Here is a 17,763-nt window from a genome sequence, read left to right on the forward strand (position 1 = left end):
GACCATTCATTCGTCCACATTAAATTCAATGCTTTTCGTTTTGTTTGAGCAGTCGCGGCATGCTTAGTTGGTAAAAATGAATCAGTATCATGGATGGCAAAGACTTGAGCCCAATACCGTATCTGTCTTGAAGAAATTGAATATTGTTTTGCTAAGTAGAGAGATGACGTGCCATCTAAGTATTGCTTAGCAATGATACATTTTAGCTCTCGGCTATATTTGGACATAAAAAGACCCCCAATAATTGGTGTCCAACTATTGGGGGTCAGTTCATATGCGTCACTGGCTTTGTAAAAACCGTCAACTTATTTTAGGACGGGACATTTAACTGTTTTTGAACGTCAATAGAGAGCTAAACCGTCTACTATTTGAGCGCTATTCCCAATCAAGAATGACTTTGCCTGACATACCAGAACGCATCATGTCGAAGCCTTTCTGGAAGTCGTCCACTTTGTAGTGGTGAGTAATGATTGGCGTTAGATCTAGACCTGACTGGATTAGTGAAGCCATCTTGTACCAAGTTTCGAACATCTCACGACCGTAGATACCTTTAATAACCAAGCCTTTAAAGATTACTTGGTTCCAGTCTACTGCCATGTCTGATGGTGGAATACCCAGTAGAGAGATCTTACCGCCGTGGTTCATGTTAGTCAGCATGCTGTTGAACGCAGATGGGTTACCAGACATTTCTAGGCCTACATCGAAGCCTTCAGTCATGCCAAGATCAGACATTACGTCTTCAAGCTTCTCTTCCATCACGTTTACTGCGCGCGTCACACCCATTTTCTTAGCAAGATCTAGGCGGTATTCGTTTACATCAGTGATTACAACGTGACGAGCACCAACGTGCTTAGCAACAGCAGCAGCCATGATACCGATAGGGCCAGCACCAGTAATTAGCACATCTTCGCCGACTAGGTCGAAAGAAAGCGCGGTGTGTACTGCGTTACCAAACGGGTCAAAGATTGAAGCGAGATCGTCAGAGATTTCTGCAGGGATCTTAAAGGCGTTGAACGCAGGGATCACAAGGAACTCAGAGAACGCACCAGTGCGGTTAACACCCACACCCGTTGTGTTACGACAAAGATGTGTACGGCCGCCACGACAGTTACGACAGTGACCACATGTGATGTGACCTTCGCCAGAGACACGGTCGCCGATTTCAAAACCACGAACTTCTTGGCCGATGCCAACCACTTCACCCACGTATTCGTGACCGACGACCATAGGTACTGGGATTGTGTTTTGTGACCACTCATCCCAGTTGTAGATATGTACGTCTGTACCACAAATTGCGGTTTTCTTAATACGGATAAGAAGATCATTATGACCCATTTCAGGTTTTTCAACCTCAGTCATCCAAATGCCTTCTTCAGGCTTAAGCTTAGAAAGTGCTTTAATTTTCATAATGTTATCCCGTTCATCTCGCCTAACTGTAAGGCGAGAATCTAAATCTTATTGTTATCTATATTCTGTTAGCTGTTGGTTTTATCAAACAACAAGAATTAGATGATACCCATGTCTTGACCAACTTGGATGAACGCATCGATTGCGCGGTCTAGTTGCTCACGAGAGTGTGCAGCAGACATTTGCGTACGGATACGAGCTTGGCCTTTTGGTACAACAGGGAAAGAGAAACCGACAACGTAGATGCCTTTCTCTAGTGCGCGCTCTGCGAATTCAGCCGCGACTTTTGCATCACCCAACATGATTGGGATGATTGCGTGGTCAGCACCGCCCATAGTGAAACCAGCAGCTTCCATGCGAGTACGGAAGTGAGCTGAGTTTTCCCATAGTTGAGTACGTAGGTCGCCAGATTCCGCAAGAAGGTCTAGAACGCGGATAGACGCCGATACGATTGCAGGTGCAACAGAGTTAGAAAATAGGTATGGACGAGAACGCTGACGTAACCAGTCGATCACTTCTTTCTTACCCGAAGTGTAACCGCCTGAAGCGCCACCCATTGCTTTACCAAGCGTACCTGTGATGATATCGATACGGTCTACAACGTTGTGGAACTCGTGAGTACCCGCGCCGTTTTCACCCATGAAGCCCACAGCGTGAGAGTCATCAACCATGACTAGTGCGCCGTACTTGTCAGCCAAGTCACAGATAGCCGGAAGGTTCGCCACTACGCCGTCCATAGAGAACACACCGTCAGTTACGATTAGTGTGTGACGAGCACCCGCTTCTTTAGCCGCGATAAGTTGCTGCTCTAACTCTTCCATATTGTTGTTCGAGTAACGAAAACGCATTGCTTTACACAGACGAACACCATCAATGATAGATGCGTGATTTAGAGCATCAGAAATGATTGCGTCTTCTTTGCCTAGAATTGTTTCGAACAAACCAGCGTTTGCATCAAAACAAGAGGTGTAAAGGATCGTGTCTTCTTTACCAAGGAACTTAGATAGCTTTTGCTCGAGTTCTTTGTGAGAGTCTTGAGTACCACAGATGAAACGCACTGAAGCCATACCAAAACCGTGCTGGTCCATACCATCTTTAGCTGCTTCGATAAGCGCAGGATGATTAGCAAGGCCTAGGTAGTTGTTTGCACAAAAGTTAAGCACTTCTTCACCCGTCGAGATAGAAACCGCTGCTTTTTGAGCAGAAGTGATAATGCGCTCAGACTTGTAAAGACCTTCATGTTTAACTTCTTCGATTTGAGTTTGAATCTGTTGGTAAAATGCAGAAGACATTGCCCATTCCTTCCTAGTTATTATTCAGCAGCATCGCGCGCCGCTTTATGTAGGGATGTAAACGATTTCAATTCTATCATTTACACTGTAAAACTTATGTCACCATTCTAGTTGAACATCGGTGTTTCGATTATCCCTCCAGTTGGAAAAACATTAATGAACCTGAGGCATGAATAATAGTTCATCCCAGTGACACAGGGCACATTAACGCCCCTCTCTTGTTCTTTTTAACGCCATATCCACCGAAAATTCGACCTGATTTCACTTTCATATCAAATCTCAATTTTTAATCTCAAAACAATATAGTGGTGAATTACTATTTCTCTCAGAATGTGCGGCCGTTACACAAATGCCCAAGATAAGATGAGAAACAAGCCCATGACACTATCCGACCACATCATTCAAGAAGCCTTCGAAAACGACTGGCAAACCTGTTTTACATTAGCATATGCTCTCAGCCTAAATACCATCAATGGAGAGCAGTCTAGAACATATAAATGATTAAGGTAACACAACAGCCTCTAGTCAAAGATCAACGCACTCGGCTAAGTACTGTTGCCCTTTACGGTCAGACAGTACCTTACCGTCTTTGATCGTCACGATTCGCTTAGTTCGTTCAGCAAGCGAATTATCATGTGTCACGATAATCAATGTTCGTCCCTCCGCGTGAAGACGATTAAACAAAGCCTCTATCTCTGCGCCAGATTTTGAATCTAGCGCCCCTGTTGGTTCATCCGCTAAGATGATTTGCGGATCGTTGACCAAGGCTCTCGCAATCGCCACTCTCTGCTTTTGACCACCAGAAAGCTGGTTTGGTTTGTGGTCGAGACGATCCCCTAGCCCGACTTGCTCTAGCAATTTTGCGGCGCGCTGGCGACGTTCTTTGGCTTTCATACCAGAGTAAACCAACGGCAGTGCCACGTTGTCCAACGCTGTCGCGTATTCCAATAAGTTAAAGCTTTGGAAGACAAAGCCTATCTTTTGGTTACGAATACTGGCTAGCTCGTTCGGGCTTAAACTCGCGACGTTTTGACCACCCAATTGGTATTCACCATCGGTCGGTTTATCTAAGCAACCAAGCATGTTCATCAGGGTCGATTTACCCGAGCCCGACGGACCAAGAATGGAAAGAAACTCACCTTGATTGATGATCAAGTCGACGCCGTCTAGCGCACGCACTTCCGCCTCTCCGCTTGAGTAATATTTACAAATGTTGGTCAAATCAACCAGTGACGTGTTCGACATCTTGTCTCCAGAATTATTGTTATTCACTTTGTAGTGCCTCCAACGGGCTCACTTTTGCGGCGCGATTTGCGGGCAGCCATGCAGAAGCGACACCAATAAACACCAAGGTGGAAATCACAATCGCAACAACAACCCAAGACAGCTCAGGGACCGGTTTCCCGAGGTGTTCATAGAAGGTGTTGCCTTCTAGGTTTATGGCGCTGATGGCCGATACAAGTGCGTACGTTACACCTAACCCCAATACACCACCGAGCATCATAGTCATCAGTGATTGCACTAGGTAGTGAAGACGAATGGCCGTGGGCGTGGCACCGACTGCCATGCGCACACCGATGTCTCGGGTGGAACGTTTTACGGTCGCGTACATCACATTCGCAATCCCGACGCCCGCCACGGCCAGCGTGACAAAGCCAATGATGCCAAGAAAACTTTGTAGACCAACTAAGAACTGTTGCATGCTTTTCTGTTTCAGGAACATGTCTTCCACTTGGACGACTTGCTCGTCACTCACACTGGCGCCATGTTTACGAGCAATCACCTGACGAATAGTCTTTGCCAACTTTTCACGATCAGCATGAGCTTGCGGCTCGACATTGATGGCTCCAATATCACTATTAGAATGAAAGCGTTGCCACGTGGCTAACGGCACAAAGCTGGCGTAGTTGATTTGGTCACCCTGCTCAACTTCGGCGCTGTTTTTCTTCAACACGCCAATCACAGTGAACTCTTCACTGCCAATCTTGACCTTTTCACCGACCGGATTGGTTTGCAGTGTCACAGGAGCAAACCAACTGAAGTCTTCATTAGGATTAAACAGATCCGCGGCGAGTGAATAACCCAACACAACCACCTTACGCATCTGCTTTTGGTCGAGCGGATTGAGCCAACGACCACCATCCATTGGGATTAAGTTGGTCATAGATGCGAAGTCTGTCGTGACAGCTAGTGGCTTTTGCCATATTCCTCGATCACCGACCGTAATGCGCTCATCCCAAACTGCGGTTGGCGCAACGCTTTTCACCTCTGGCAGGGCTTTAATTACGTCGGTATCGTCGGCTTTTAAGGTTAGAAACTTACCTTGGTGGAAGACGCCATAATCAACGGTCGCCATGCCTCCGGTTAAGTAAATCAGATTACCGTTGCCATTTTGCGCAGTTCTCAATACACCCTGACGAATGCCCTCGCCCACCGCCAGCATGCCCGCGATACACAAGGTCGCCCATGCCACAGCAAGAATGGTTAAACTCAAACGCAGCTTTTCTGCTGCCAATTCCTGAAAGATTTGTCTCATTGGTAGCAACATATTTACGCCCTCGCACTTAATGCTATTACGGGGGTGAGACGCGATGCTCGCCTTGCCGGAAAGTAAGACGCCAGCAACGCCAGAACTAGCGTAACTAACAGTGACCAAGCGATAGAGTCTGGCGTGATAACCGGAAAGCCTAACCACTCTGGTAAGGTAATGGAGCCAAGCAATGCGACCACTAAATAAGCAACCATTAAGCCGAGAGCTGTACCGACCGCCACCAAAATGAGCCCTTCAAGGATGAACTGGTTGAGTATGGATTTTTGCGTTGCACCAATCGCCAAGCGCACGCCGATTTCTCGCGTTCGTTCTGTCACAGAGAGGAACATAATATTTGCGACACCAAGAGCGCCAACGGCCATGGTCATCGCACCGCTTGCCCCAAGGAAGATTTGAATGCCACGGAAAATACCCGTGATCACCGCTGCGCCCTCACTGAAGTCTGGCAAGTTAATCGCTTCTTTGTCGGTTGGGTCGAAGTGCAATTGCTTGGCATAGAAGTTAACAATGGCTTGTCGGAATGCGTCGCCATCCATACCGTCGACAGGCTTGAGTAGCAGCATCCAAGGTTTGGCATCCCACAAATCAAGGTAGGTAGTTTGAGGGATGAAGACTTTACGGCTATCACCAAATGAAATGCCCGCATCTTCGTCTTTCATAATGCCGATGACCAAAAATGGCACGCCATTAACTTTGGCCATTTGACCGATACTGATTTCACCCATCTTGGCAATTTGGTCGCCCAAAATCGCTACGCGAGTGTGATTGGCAATATCACTGGGTGACAGATTACGCGAACCCGATTCCAACTTGCGTTGAATCAATGAGAAATAGTACGGGTCTATGCCACTAACGAAACTCGTTAGTTTTTGGCCTTTTTCATTGGTGATGTTTGCATCCCACTTGGCATACACACTGGATGCAGATTTCACAAAGTCAGATTGTTTGATCATATCGACTTTATCCTGCGGGATCTGAATCTGACGTCGTAAAGGTAAGCCGTGCCAAGGTTTGCTGGTGTTCGATGGAAACGCGACTTGCACATTATTGACCATAAACGACAACTGCTGAGTTTGATGGCGATAAAAGCCCTCTCCCAGCGCAATCAGAACCACCACAGATATTACGCCCCACGCAATGGCAATGATCGCGAGCATGCTTTTCATGCGATGTGCCATCAGCGTTTGCCATGTTTGCTGCAATAAGGTTTGCTGCAATAAACTGGTCATGAATTAAACGCTCGAGAGATCAGTGCCATAGTGTCGTCATCTAACTTACCTGCGGTTTGCAACAAGCCGATACGCTGACGCCAATAGTTATACAAATAGGTTTGTAGGCTGTTTTTCGCCTCAAACAAGCTGTTGTGTGCACTAATCACTTCTGATACTTCGAGCAGACCCGCATCATAAAGCTTCTCTTTGCTGCGCAGCACTTTCTCACGAGAAGTAACCAATTCGTCTGCCATCAAAACTTGGTTCCAGTTGATGTCGACTTGAGTGAACTGCTGGATCACGCGCTTTTGAATATCGATTTCCACTCGACGTAGATCTTGCTTTGCACTTAGGGTATTGAGTGACGCCTCATCAACTCTAGCTCGTGTTGCGCCGTTCAAATCAATGGGCACACTGAGTGTAATGCCTGCATTGAACTCGCCGTCTTTACGTCGGTCATCATCGTTGTAGCCAACGTTCCCTTTTAACGTTGGGTAATACCCACCTTGTGCAGAATCTTTAGCAAATTCACTGGCTTTCACGTTTTGCACGGCCACTAAAAGCTCTGGACTACTGTCCTTCGCGAGCTTTAACCATTGCTCTTGAGAGTCCACCAACAAGGCCGGTTGAACAAGCGAATCAGTACGAATTTGATCGACGTTTTGCGGGATTTGATTGATCAACGCAGCCAGTTCCGCTCGCTTCACTTCTAAATCAGAACGCGCATTCAAGATACCGACTCTATCCGCAACTTGTGTTGCTCGAATCTCTTCTACATCCACCGATTTCACTTTACCCGCGAGGTAACGCTTCTCAATGATCTTCAACAGTTTGTTGCCTTCTTCCAACTTGGATTGCACCAACTGTAAATCCCCCTGCGCGCTTGCCACATCCAAATACGATGAAAGCAATCTTCGTGCTAATTCATTATGGGATTGAGCCAGTTTAAGCTGAGCTTTGATGTAGTTGGCATTCGCTTGGTCTAGATCCGACCACAAACTGCTGTCCCAAATGGTTTGAGAAAGCGATGCCCCATAACTATTGGTATTGTCGGTAGATTCGCTCCAATTCGCTGATGCTGTCGCACTCAAACCGGGTAAGAGTGAACTACGGCTTGCATCAACACCCACTTCGCCAAGTTGAACACCAATTTTGGCTTTCTCGTAGTTTGGGTCACTTTGCTTCGCCTGCTGCCACGCTTGTTCAATCGAGATGGCATAGCTTGGTAAGCTGAATGTGGCGGCCAGAATCGCGCATCCGATTTTAGATAAGTTTCGCTTAGCCATGCGCGACTCCCATCATCATGCTGTTATCGATGATTTCTTCGTCTAGCTTAACGCCGTCCAACACTTCTACGTTGATGCCATCCGACAAACCAAGCTTCACTTTTTGTGTGTGAAAACCTTGCTCTGAGTTATCTGGAATCAATACGTTTGGTGTATCGCCATCAAATTGCAGTGCTCGTTCTGGCAAGGTTAATACGTCCTCAGATTTCTTCAGTATGATTTGTGCAGTGGATGAGAAGCCCGAACGCAGTAAGATCTCTTTCGGGATCTTCAGTTCGCCAACTTCCACTTCAAATCCGTTATCAAAGCTTTTTGCCGTCGCGTTACCTTCTGGTGAGTTAAGGTTCTCTGATTGGATCGCAACTTTGGTTAACAAACCGGAAATTTCCATATCAGGATAAGGCGCAACGGTAAGTAATACAGGCATGCCCAGTGAAAGCTGCGCGGCATCGTGCTCGCTGACGCTGCCTTTGAAGATCAGACTGTTCATGTCCGCCAGAGACATCATTTCTGTCGCGGCTTGGCTAGATTCGGTCGAGATGATTGGTTCACCGACTTCGACTTTGCGGTTTAATACTGTGCCATCAATTGGTGCATAAATGGTTGAGGTTAAACGAGCGTCACCAATGGAGACTTCACCGCTGCGAATTAATTCGAGGTTCTGGCGTTTTTGCAGTACATTCGCTTGAGCCGATTTCACGGTTGAACGCGCACTAACGTATTCATCGTAATTCTTTGGAATGATGTCTTGCTTCACCAAGCTTTCAAGGTTTGCCAGCTTTTGTTTAGCGGATTCTAAGTCGGCCTCGCTGCGCATTAGATCTGTTGATGCGTCGGTTAATGCTTGCGGCGTCGGGTTCGGGCGAACCTTAATCAATGCTTGACCTTGCTTGACTTTCTCACCGACCTCCACGTACATCTCGCCCACGATGCCATCGATTTGCGACTTAATAGACACCGAGTGCGCTGGGACAATATTGCCGACCGCTACCGCTTGTTTTTCAATGGTTCCCTTTTCCACCGCCAGCGTTGGAAACGCCTCTGGTTGAGTGGAAGATTGCAGATAAAAATACGCGCCGCCGCCAAGCAATGCAACGCTCGCAGCAGAGACAAGCCAAATTTTCGCCATTATTGATACCGATTATTTTTGTATAGTCTTGTGACCATCTGATGAACATAAAGTTCTAGAATCATATCGGCTTTAATGTCGCGAGTTTGTAATATTTGGTATGGCTATGTCAGATAACTATTGACAGTAAGTTAGATGGATAGTCCACTAAGTCGCATGAGTCTAAATGTTGCCGGGCGTTAGGTGATTTGATCAAATGCATTGAGCTGAAGAAGAGGCAGATCGACAGTTAAACATCATCACGACTAATTTTACTTTTGCCAATTAATGAAACTAATTCACAAATCTTGTCGAATCACTCACAATAACCATTACGCTCATTGCTGACTCTTATGGATACTTATGGTCAATCCCAAACTCATCGCCCTACTTCCCGATCTCGCCTCATTTATTTTAGTGGTCAATGAAGGCAGTTTTACTGCGGCCGCCAAGCAGTTAGGAGTCACCCCTTCTGCACTCAGTAAGCTAATTACACGTTTAGAGAAGGCGCTGTCGGTTAAGCTATTTGAACGAACCACCCGTACACTTATTATCACTCAGGCTGGCCAATTGGTTTACGACCAGAGTGTGGTCATGATTAACGCAGCACAGCAAGCCGTTGAGCTATCGACGTCGGATCATACCGAGCCTTCTGGCTCACTCACCGTGGCCGCGCCAGAAGCGTTTTTGAACTCTGTACTTCAGCCTTTTGTCGTGCCATTTCTGAATCAGTATCCAGAGATCCAACTTAAGTTACGCGCTGCTGATGGTGATATCGACATACTACGCCAAGGTATCGATATTGCGTTCCGTCTTACCGACAAACCCGATGAGAGCTTGGTACTCAAAGAGCTAGGTAAGACTAACTTGGTACTTTGCGCCAGTCCTGGTTATTTGGGCTATAAAGGGACACCTTCTCACCCGACAGATCTTAGTCAACACGATTGTCTGTACCTTGCAGAAACGGATAAAGACCACATTTGGGACTTTCTCAAAGATGATGAGTTTCATACCGTCTCCGTTAGTGGTCGATACGCAGTGAACCACTCTCAAATGCGACTTAAAGGCGTGAAAGAAGGATTGGGGATTGGCATCTTCCATGACTTCGTGATTCAAGATGCAATCGCTGAAGGCAGCGTCGTTCAAGTATTGAATGACTGGACCATTAAGAGTAACTATCACGGTGCAATCGCCATGCAATTTGCTCAAACCAAATACATGCCGGCTCGACTGCGAGTGTTCATCGATTATGCGATGGAGCACTTAAGCAATAAGTTAGCCGGAGAATCACCGATCTAATAGTATTGCCGTTCCATCGTGACTCCTGAGAGTGACGGCAGACAACAAAAAACGCCGCCTTACCACCCGGGATAAGGGCAAGGTAAGGCGGCGTTTAGAAATCGAATCTTGTGGTTTTGCTGTTTGCTATACCAATCACAGTAAGTACGTGTTCAGGAATAGCGTAGGGAAAAAGCTTGACAATAAGGCCGCTCTTTTCGACAAGCACCTTCGCTAAGTCGTTATTCTACAATCAAAAATTCTAACGAGGTTATCGAGGTTTTTAACAAACTATGATGACCCGTTATTGACTACGATTGGTATTACGTATTGAGCCAGCAAAATCTCTAGATAAGCAAATTAACCGAAGATCTTACTCCAGATACTTGGGTTACGCTTATCATGGTACTCCTTACGAAGGCCGTCAATAGTACGCAGTTCTTGCTGTGCCGATTCTAAGTCACCTTGGTCTAGCTTCTGCTCAATGCTATCCAGTGATGCGCTGATCTTTTTAAAGCCTTCCATGAAGTTCTTTTCTTTTTCTACTGGGTACACACCCGTTTTCAGTTCTGCAACAAGCGTGTCTAAACGAACGATCGGTTTCTGCATCTCTTCAATGCTTTGAGCTTCTGCTGCTTGTTTGAATGCAAGCTTCATTTCTTGCATGTTTTTCTTCAGGTCAACGTTTGCAAATGCGTTGCCAGACATTACTGCAGCAGCGATTAGGCCAGATAAAAGAATTGAGCGAGTTTTCATTGTTTCTCCAAGTGAAACTGTGACTTTGAAGATAGCGCCATCATTATTACAGCGCTTCGACTTTATTATTTTCCGGCTAGTGTATACAAAAATAGGCCACGCACAAAAATTGATTGTGTCGAAATGCAAACCCGCCGACATTCTCTTAAACAAGTGCTGAGTATTCTGAGATCTCGTTGCGACCACGTAGCGCCAAAAATGACAAGAATTGCTGCGGTGAATGAGTGATCACTTTATTCGAATCCACACCCACTTCGTCAAGTAAGGAAGAGACAAGATCCAATCCTCCGACATCTAGGCAAAAATGCGCATCACTTCCCGTGGTAATAAACGCCCCTTTCTCTTTGGCTATTCTTGCAATTTCATAACAGCGATCAATACTGCCTACACGGCTATTGCCTTTAAGTGTCGTGTTATTAATTTCGATGGCAACATTATGTTCCACCGCACACTGAACCACAGCTTCAAAATCGAAATCAAAATTCGGGTTCCCTAAGTGACCCAGTGCATCGACCCGACCACTCTTAATCACATTCAACAGAGCTTGTGTGTGAGTTGCGACATCCGATGGGCAAAAGACAGGCTCGTGGAAACTCGCGATCACCCAATCTAAGTTCTTATCAACGCTCGGATGAATGTCGATTTCACCCTGAGTGTTGATGATATTCGACTCGACACCACGGATGATTGCAACGTCTTCGATAAAACGAGGAAGCACTCGTTGGTTACTGAAAAACCAATAGTGTGGCGCGCCTGGCATCGACTCCGAATGGTCTGTGGTACAAAACATGGCTAACCCATTTTGTTTTGCCAACTTAGCGTTTTCAATCAACGTGCTGTAAGCATGACCGCTCGCGTACGTGTGGGTGTGGGTATCTACTTTAAGTTCCATCAATCAATGCCCTTAAACTTGGTCTCTAAACGTTTTCAGAACGGTATCCCTGAACCATATCATGAAACGGGTTGCCTTATGGCAATCATGCGACCAGTTTATCAGTTGAAAGTGACAATTAGCACTTAAACATCAGACTTTATTGTCGTATCACTTAGTCACGACCAAGCATCACGTACTCACATCAGAACTCAACACCGTAGTGTCGCTGAATTGAGTGTTGCTTGCGGCGGCGGATTAACGCGGCGATGTTTTTTCACAACTAGCATATTGGTCATACTCGCAACGACAATCAAATGAATACCGATTAACTGCTGAGTAGAAAATACGTCATCAAAAAATAAAACCTGCCATAACGCACTAAACAACATGTTAGTGAAAATTAAGGGGGCCAGTTGAGAACCACTGTCTGCTAACTGATAGGCTTTCGAGCGAAAGATTTGCGTATTAATGATCAATAGGGCTAAGCCAATTACGCCAAGTCCAGTCCAACGTAAGTTATCAAAAGACAATAAAGCCTCTAAAGTACCATCACCTGCACGATCAATAACCGATGATAGCGACGTAAACACCACCATAGGTATCGCGATTATTGCAGCGAATAAAAAGGTCCATGCGTTAAGCTCTGCGGGTGTCAGCTTCATCTTAGATGCGCGATATAAGCTGACTTGAGATCCAGAGTTAAACATCCCCGCCAATAATCCTAATAACAGTGCAGGTCGAAAGAACGCTGAGCCAAATTCAAACGTTGACCAATCCCCTGCCAATCACTACACCGAAGAAAGTTATCGTTAAACACACGATCGTCACGGGGTGAATTTTTGTCCCGAATATTAATTTTTCTAACAACGGAATAAATAACGGCCCCATACTAAACAACACAGTGCCTTCAACAAGGGTTAAAGTTTGCAAAGACGTAAGAAAACACCACTGGCTCGCCACCATAAAGATCGCTCGCATCACCAATGGCTTGCACATATCTAGCGAAGGTTTTGTGATTTTATAAAACATCAAGAATAAGAATAACAGCAGACTGGGCAGAAAAAAGCGCACCAAACTCAGCAATGAAATAGACATCGCTTCAGATAGATATTTGGCCATTAAACCACTTAAAGACAAACTGAACGTAGACAGCAACATGAAAGCTGTCGCCTTGGTAATATTCGACATCATTATCACCTCCTTTGGCCGATACTTTAGAGGCGTGACGAGATTAAAAATAGCGAGTAATATTAACCACAACTGTAAGGAAAACTTACCAATGAAAAAACTCGTTCCGCTTAAATCTATTTATGCTTTTGTTGCTGTGGCTGAGACAGGCAGTATGACCGAAGCGGCTCGCGTATTGTATGTGAGTCACTCCGCCGTGAGTCAGGCCATCAAGTCATTGGAACAACAGGTCAATAAACCTCTATTTCAACGAGTCGGTCGCCGCGTTGTTCTTAATGCCGCAGGTAAGCGATATTACCGAAAGATCGCTCCGGCGCTCGAGCAAGTGATTGAGGCAACCGAAGAGCTGGCCAAAACACCCAACGATCATCGCATTACCCTCAACATGGTGAATTCACTCGCGATGCACTGGTGGATACCACGAGTTCCCGAATTTCAAGCGTCCGCTCCCTCACTGGATATTCGTATTTCTACGTTAACGGGCCCTTTCGATATTGAGCAAGAAGGGGTCGATGTTGCACTCGTCCATGGCAAGCCAAATGAATGGCAACAGTATTACTGCGAGAAACTGGGCGACGATGATCTGGTCTTGGTGTGCAGCCCTGCTCTATTGAAAAACCAGACCGAATTAACCGTTGAGCAACTGGTTAAACAAAACTCAACCATTGGTGTTTTTAACCTCCGGCGACAACACGACTGGCAAGTGTGGTGTGATAACTACCAAATCCCAATGCCCAAATTTCATAGTAATCTAACTTTTGATGTCTCCATTCAAGCTGTGCAAGCTGCGACTCGTTCATTAGGTGTGTTGGTTACACATCGCTTGTTTGTGAAAGATGACATCAGCCATGGGATGCTCGTCGAACTGGGTAAACCGGTTGCTAACCCGCACCAAGATTTCTACTTTGTTTGCCCAAAGAATAAATTAACGCAAGAAAGTGTGCTAAAACTGAGGGCATGGTTAAGAAGTGAATTCGCACGTTCAGATCAGAGTTCAAACATTAATACGATGAACGATAGCGAATAACATGCCCTATTGAACATCAACAATGAACAGACAAGAGGACAATATGATTATTACCACCACACAATCTGTCGAAGGCAAACGCATTGTCGACTATAAAGGGGTTATTGCCGGAGAGGCGATTCTAGGGGTTAACGTTTTTAAAGATATGTTTTCAGGCATTCGCGACTTTGTCGGGGGCCGTTCTGGCACCTATGAAAAAGAACTGGAAAAAGCCCGTAACTTCGCCTTTAAAGAGTTAGAGCAAAAAGCCATTGAAGCGGGTGCAAACGCTGTAGTGGGTGTCGATATCGATTACGAAGTATTAGGGACCGGGAATGGCATGTTGATGGTATCCGCAAGCGGAACCGCCGTCGTTGTCGCCTAATCGAGCAAAACCTTAACGACTTGATAGCTTGATAATTTAAGAACTTGATAGATTGGGTAATAAATCACTTAAGCACCTAAACAGCCAGATGATTTTATGAAAACTCGTTCCAACCCTTTGGTGAGTAATCGTCTAAGGGTTGGAACGATGATAAGCCATGGCTGAATTTGGCTTGAATCTATTTAACTGGTGCGACTTTTTTGCTCAGAGAGCAGGTCATCAAATGAGGCAACTCTCGTCAAAAATGCCGCTTTGTTTTCAGGCGAGATTGAACTGGCTAAAGGCAAGTTAGCTTTCATTGAATCCACCGCTCTTCCACGCACCAAGACTTCAAAGTGTAGATGAGGCCCCGTTACACGGCCTGTCGAACCAGACAGCGCAATTTTCTGACCACGCTTGACCTGTTGTCCTTTCTTAACGAGGAACCGACTTAGGTGCAAGTAACGAGTCTTATAAACACTATTATGCTCAATCACGATGTATTTCCCCGCATAGGGGTGGTTACGAATAGCGATAACCTGACCATCACCAGTTGAATAAACCGGAGAGCCGACGGGGGTTGCGAAATCAGTACCATTATGAGGGGATATACGTCCAGTCACTGGGTGTTTTCTAAACGGATTAAATGGCGAAGTGATTCTTCGGAATTGTTTATCTATCGGGTAACGATTGAAAGCTTGCTCAAGGCTGTTCCCTTCTCTATCGTAAAAACGCCCATCAGGAGCAAGAAACGCAGCCACTTCCTTGCCTCTTAACGTAATCGATATCCCCTGCACTTCTGTTTTTCCTGTTAGCTGGTCACCAGTGTATTGCTCATTCACCAATACGTTAAACTTATCACCCGCTCTTAACTGCTTTGAGAAGTTAATTTTATCTCTTAACGTTCGAGTAATACTCGCGATCTGCGCCGTCGTTAAGCCCGATTTATACGCCGATGCAGAAAAACTGCCGAGCACTGTACCGGAGTAAAGCTTTTCTTTCCATTTACTCGGCAACTCCACAAATTGGTAGCTAAAATGGCCATCATCATTTCTTTTAAAGATCGCTTGTTCAACCAAACTCTCGTGATAAATCAATTCAACTAAATCTCTCGACTCACTATCCAAAATCAGCTCTAGACGATCACCCGGCTTGATCGTGTCGAGTTTCAAAGACTCAAGATCCGCCTCCATCACCTTATAAACCGTTCCATAAGGCAGGTGCAAAGATGAGAATATCGTACTGAGTGTATCGCCAACCTTCACGAAGTAATGCACTTTCATTCGCTTTTGGGCGCTAATATTTGAGTCAGAATGTGAGCTTGATAACTCCCTTTTATGAGCGAATGAGCCTTCATAAGGGGTAATTTGGATTGAAATATCTTTGGGTGGTTCGGATTGAAAATAGAGCAAAACAGACAGTGAAAATGCACTGATAGCAATAATGATCAGGCCAATACGGAAGAACTTCATAAAATACTTTACGGTTATAACAGGGAACTTATTATGTGTTATAACATAACAATTAATTCAAGAGAATAAACACGATGTAAAAAGCGTTCTATAAATCAACTCATCTAAAATGTATCGCTCTTCAGTGGCCTGTCTAAGTACGCCTTGTCAGAGTATTTTACCTCTTCGTTCGCAAAGCTCATCACGCTAACCACAGTGATAAAGACCACCAATAAGACTCAAGCATTTTACATTCCTTGTACCTCTAATTGTTTAATTCACGGTATCTCGTCATAGCCAAACAACCGGGTTAACGAACATCCATGTGACCAGCAAAAAAGTGGTTTACTGGGCCATGTCCTTTCCCGATCTCCAGTTCATCAGCATGCGCAATCGCCTGTGAAATATATTGTTTTCCTAGATCAACCGCCTCTGTGAGCGTGTTGCCTTGAGCGAGAAAAGAAGCAATTGCGGAAGAGAGCGTACAACCCGTCCCATGGGTATTTTTTGTATAAAAGCGCTTAGCTTGAATCAACGTTGACGTCGCGGGTAGAATCAGTAAATCATTACTGTTCTCATCCTTCTCCAAATGACCACCTTTTAACAGTACCGCTTTGGCACCCAAAGCGCGCAGATCTTCAATCATGGTCTGCATTTCTTGTTCGCTTTCAGGCCGAGCTTTGCCCGTGAGCGCGGCACCTTCTGGTAAGTTAGGCGTGATGATGTCTGCCAGTGGGATCAGCTCTTGCTTGAGTGTCATGATGGCTGATTTTTCTAATAGAAGATCACCACTCGTTGCCACCATGACAGGATCAATCACTAAGTGCTTGGGTTGATATTGCTTCATTTTTTCAGCGACAACTTGAATGATTTGCGCATCCGCCAACATGCCGACTTTTACTGCCACGATATCAAGGTCAGTAAAGACAGCATCTAACTGGCTCGCAACGTGATCGAGCGGGATAGAAAAAATAGCTGAAACACCTTGGGTGTTCTGCGAAGTAATCGCGGTAATCACTGAACAAGCAAAACTGCCTGTTGCTGATATCGCTTTAATATCAGCCTGAATGCCTGCACCACCACCACTGTCAGAACCCGCAATGGTTAAAACAATCGGCGTTTTGACCGACAAAGGTTGGTCTGCTGAGGCGTGAGTATTGCTTGGTAATATTTGAGAATTGGAATGCAGTATCATGGTCTCTCCTACGGTCTAAAAGACGTATGAGAACCGAACTTTGGCCACAAAAATTGTTGATAGGTGAAACCAATAAGAGATCATGGTTGAGTCACGCTGCGGGCAAAGTCATCATAGTTCCCTACGCCAGTGTTAACTGAATCAGGTTCAACGGGTCTCGAATAACGATCTCAGCAAACACCAACTAAGGTATACGCCCCCCGACTATTGATAACGATAGTAACAGTACTCTCTTGAACGAGATACTGGTTTTACTGCTTTATGAGAATGATTGATGGTGAAATATCACTCGCCGAGATTAAACGACTTGACGCCATACTTGCCATCATCAAGCACAAAAAAAGTCGTTAAACAGGCTAATACTGTATTTTAACGACTTTTTCATTGTATGGTGATTACGCTAAACAATATGAGTATTAGCCCACATTCACTCACTTATTTTTGAAGTTGCTCTTTGGCTGCTTCAACTTTCGAGAAGTCTAGACCGAGTTCTTCAACCGCTTTGATCCGCACCAGAAGTTTTGGACACCGAGTTAAGTGAGTACAATCACTAACGAGGTGAACAATGACAACTAAGAAAACACGAATCAAACATGCTCCTGAATTTAAAGCCGAAGCGCTTAAGTTAGCAGAGAAAGTCGGTGTCTCTGCTGCCGCACGACAGCTTTCGCTATATGAATCTCAAATTTATGGGTGGCGTAAAGCCGTCAAAAAAGATGCGAAAATCAGCGATAGAGAAAGGGAGCTCGCCACTGAAAATGCCAAACTCAAACGATTATTGGCAGAGCAAGCTGAA

At 45.3% G+C, this 17,763-nt stretch carries 15 protein-coding genes, 3 pseudogenes and 1 riboswitch; of the genes and pseudogenes, 4 read left to right on the forward strand and 14 right to left on the reverse strand.

Annotated features, from left to right (window positions below):
• From L4B77_RS16605 to L4B77_RS16640, 8 genes and pseudogenes are all read right to left on the reverse strand, one after another.
• Positions 1-227: pseudogene (locus L4B77_RS16605) on the reverse strand (helix-turn-helix domain-containing protein); the annotation flags it as partial.
• 148 nt (positions 228-375) lie between these two features.
• Entirely contained in the window at positions 376-1,407 is a 1,032-nt protein-coding gene (gene tdh / locus L4B77_RS16610) for an L-threonine 3-dehydrogenase (RefSeq protein ID WP_017059546.1), read from the reverse strand.
• 98 nt (positions 1,408-1,505) lie between these two features.
• A complete protein-coding gene (locus L4B77_RS16615; protein WP_429751800.1) occupies positions 1,506-2,699 on the reverse strand; it encodes a glycine C-acetyltransferase in 1,194 nt (397 codons plus the stop codon).
• A 525-nt stretch (positions 2,700-3,224) separates the two neighbouring features.
• Positions 3,225-3,944 (reverse strand): ABC transporter ATP-binding protein, encoded by a 720-nt coding sequence (locus L4B77_RS16620; RefSeq protein ID WP_429751817.1) that lies wholly within the window; start codon positions 3,942-3,944, stop codon positions 3,225-3,227.
• Between the two features lie 19 nt (positions 3,945-3,963).
• On the reverse strand, positions 3,964-5,247 hold the full coding sequence (locus L4B77_RS16625) for an ABC transporter permease (protein WP_429751802.1): 1,284 nt from the start codon (positions 5,245-5,247) through the stop codon (positions 3,964-3,966).
• A gap of 2 nt (positions 5,248-5,249) precedes the next feature.
• On the reverse strand, positions 5,250-6,479 hold the full coding sequence (locus L4B77_RS16630; RefSeq protein ID WP_372067412.1) for an ABC transporter permease: 1,230 nt from the start codon (positions 6,477-6,479) through the stop codon (positions 5,250-5,252).
• The gene (locus L4B77_RS16635) at positions 6,476-7,747 is read right to left on the reverse strand and encodes a TolC family protein (RefSeq protein WP_372067409.1); all 1,272 of its coding nucleotides are present in this window, start codon (positions 7,745-7,747) and stop codon (positions 6,476-6,478) included. The genes L4B77_RS16630 and L4B77_RS16635 overlap by 4 nt, the downstream gene beginning before the upstream one ends.
• On the reverse strand, positions 7,740-8,876 hold the full coding sequence (locus L4B77_RS16640; RefSeq protein WP_429751805.1) for an efflux RND transporter periplasmic adaptor subunit: 1,137 nt from the start codon (positions 8,874-8,876) through the stop codon (positions 7,740-7,742). Before L4B77_RS16640 ends, L4B77_RS16635 begins: the two co-directional genes overlap by 8 nt.
• 342 nt (positions 8,877-9,218) lie before the next feature.
• On the opposite strand from L4B77_RS16640, the gene L4B77_RS16645 reads away from it, so the two are divergent.
• Entirely contained in the window at positions 9,219-10,154 is a 936-nt protein-coding gene (locus L4B77_RS16645; RefSeq protein WP_429751807.1) for a LysR family transcriptional regulator, read from the forward strand.
• A gap of 339 nt (positions 10,155-10,493) precedes the next feature.
• On the opposite strand, the gene L4B77_RS16650 is transcribed toward L4B77_RS16645, so the two are convergent.
• The 3 genes and pseudogenes from L4B77_RS16650 to L4B77_RS16660 all read right to left on the reverse strand — a co-directional run bounded on the left by L4B77_RS16650 (position 10,494) and on the right by L4B77_RS16660 (position 12,951).
• Entirely contained in the window at positions 10,494-10,889 is a 396-nt protein-coding gene (locus L4B77_RS16650) for a cytochrome b562 (protein WP_261839779.1), read from the reverse strand.
• Positions 10,890-11,034: 145 nt separating this feature from the next.
• Positions 11,035-11,781, reverse strand: coding sequence for a phosphatase (locus L4B77_RS16655; protein WP_261839778.1), 747 nt, complete (start codon positions 11,779-11,781; stop codon positions 11,035-11,037).
• 191 nt (positions 11,782-11,972) lie between these two features.
• Positions 11,973-12,951, reverse strand: a pseudogene (locus L4B77_RS16660) (DMT family transporter).
• 91 nt (positions 12,952-13,042) lie between these two features.
• Here L4B77_RS16660 and L4B77_RS16665 point away from each other — a divergent pair.
• Both L4B77_RS16665 and L4B77_RS16670 read left to right on the forward strand, forming a co-directional pair.
• Positions 13,043-13,978, forward strand: coding sequence for a LysR substrate-binding domain-containing protein (locus L4B77_RS16665; protein ID WP_429751809.1), 936 nt, complete (start codon positions 13,043-13,045; stop codon positions 13,976-13,978).
• A gap of 43 nt (positions 13,979-14,021) precedes the next feature.
• Positions 14,022-14,342 carry a heavy metal-binding domain-containing protein gene (locus L4B77_RS16670; RefSeq protein ID WP_192891963.1) on the forward strand — a complete coding sequence of 107 codons (321 nt, stop codon included), beginning with the start codon at positions 14,022-14,024 and terminating at the stop codon, positions 14,340-14,342.
• Between the two features lie 182 nt (positions 14,343-14,524).
• Here L4B77_RS16670 and L4B77_RS16675 read toward each other — a convergent pair whose 3' ends face one another.
• From L4B77_RS16675 to L4B77_RS16685, 3 genes and pseudogenes are all read right to left on the reverse strand, one after another.
• Entirely contained in the window at positions 14,525-15,793 is a 1,269-nt protein-coding gene (locus tag L4B77_RS16675) for a peptidoglycan DD-metalloendopeptidase family protein (RefSeq protein ID WP_429751811.1), read from the reverse strand.
• Between the two features lie 289 nt (positions 15,794-16,082).
• The gene (gene thiD / locus L4B77_RS16680) at positions 16,083-16,967 is read right to left on the reverse strand and encodes a bifunctional hydroxymethylpyrimidine kinase/phosphomethylpyrimidine kinase (protein ID WP_429751813.1); all 885 of its coding nucleotides are present in this window, start codon (positions 16,965-16,967) and stop codon (positions 16,083-16,085) included.
• Positions 16,968-17,068: 101 nt separating this feature from the next.
• A riboswitch (TPP riboswitch) is annotated at positions 17,069-17,180 on the reverse strand.
• 222 nt (positions 17,181-17,402) lie between these two features.
• Positions 17,403-17,471: pseudogene (locus L4B77_RS16685) on the reverse strand (DUF2999 family protein); the annotation flags it as partial.
• A gap of 61 nt (positions 17,472-17,532) precedes the next feature.
• Between L4B77_RS16685 and L4B77_RS16690 the strand changes: the two are divergent.
• Positions 17,533-17,763, forward strand: a 231-nt coding sequence (locus tag L4B77_RS16690) for a transposase (RefSeq protein WP_429751815.1), incomplete at its 3' end; no start/stop codon positions are given.

The sequence above is a fragment of the Vibrio minamisatsumaniensis genome, from assembly GCF_050337445.1.
In the GTDB taxonomy this organism is placed as follows: Bacteria; Pseudomonadota; Gammaproteobacteria; order Enterobacterales; family Vibrionaceae; genus Vibrio; species Vibrio artabrorum.